Origin of the sequence: Janibacter hoylei PVAS-1 (assembly GCF_000297495.1) — a bacterium.
Taxonomy (GTDB): Bacteria; Actinomycetota; Actinomycetes; order Actinomycetales; family Dermatophilaceae; genus Janibacter; species Janibacter hoylei.
Window position 1 is genome coordinate 1 of record NZ_ALWX01000110.1, and the last position, 1,297, is coordinate 1,297.

Sequence of the window (1,297 nt, forward strand, 5' to 3'; positions counted from 1 at the left end):
CCGGTACGTCAGTTCGGATTGGGGTCGTCGAACTCGACCCCATGAAGTCGGAGTCGCTAGTAATCGCAGATCAGCAACGCTGCGGTGAATACGTTCCCGGGCCTTGTACACACCGCCCGTCAAGTCACGAAAGTCGGTAACACCCGAAGCCGGTGGCCCAACCCTTGTGGAGGGAGCCGTCGAAGGTGGGACTGGCGATTGGGACTAAGTCGTAACAAGGTAGCCGTACCGGAAGGTGCGGCTGGATCACCTCCTTTCTAAGGAGCTTTGGCTGCCTGCCTGGTGTGGGTGGTTCAAAAACGCTGGGTTTGTCGGCGAGTGTCTGACACCTGGTGCTCTGGGTGGAACATCGATTATTTGACGTCTCTTGTGTGTCGCTGTGTGAGTACCTGCACTGTTTGGTGTGGTGGAAAGTGTGGTGGCGTGTGGGGGGGTGTCTGACACGTTGTTGGGTCCTGAGGGTTCACGCGAGTGAAGCTTCAAGACCACGCGCTTGGCCGGCTTGTGCTGGTTGGGTGTGGGTTGTGGGCCTCGCCTGGTCGCGTACTCATGGAACTGGTTTCTGTGGGCGTGGTCGTGTGGTGGGGTGCCGCCCGTATGTTGAGAACTACACAGTGGACGCGAGCATCTTTGTGGCTCAAGTTTTTAAGGGCGCACGGTGGATGCCTTGGCACCAGGAACCGAAGAAGGACGTAGGAATCTGCGATAAGCCTCGGGGAGTCGATAACCAGACTTTGATCCGAGGATTTCCGAATGGGGAAACCCGGCTGGAGGCAAGTCCAGTCACTCCTGCCTGAATATATAGGGCAGGTAGAGGGAACGCGGGGAAGTGAAACATCTCAGTACCCGCAGGAAGAGAAAACAATAGTGATTCCGTGAGTAGTGGCGAGCGAAAGCGGATGAGGCCAAACCGGGTCTGTGTGATAGCTGTCAGGCGTTGCAGGTCCGGGGTTGTGGGAGCTTTTTCACGATGCTGACATGTCGTGGTGGAGTAAAAAATCTTTGTCATAGTCGAAGGGTCTTGAATGGCCCGGCACAGAGGGTGCGACCCCCGTAGACGAAATGGCGTGGACTCCATGGAAGATTTCCCAAGTAGCACGGGGCCCGAGAAATCCCGTGTGAATCTGGCGGGACCACCCGCTAAGCCTAAATATTCCCTGGTGACCGATAGCGGACAAGTACCGTGAGGGAAAGGTGAAAAGTACCCCGGGAGGGGAGTGAAATAGATCCTGAAACCGTGCGCTTACAATCCGTCGGAGCCTCCTTGTGGGGTGACGGCGTGCCTTTTGAAGAATGA

2 rRNA genes are annotated in these 1,297 nt (G+C 56.4%); both read left to right on the forward strand.

Annotated elements, in window-relative coordinates:
- Positions 1 to 257, forward strand: a 16S ribosomal RNA gene (locus tag B277_RS18225); the annotation flags it as partial.
- Between the two features lie 378 nt (positions 258 to 635).
- Positions 636 to 1,297: ribosomal RNA gene (locus B277_RS15475) — 23S ribosomal RNA — on the forward strand; the annotation flags it as partial.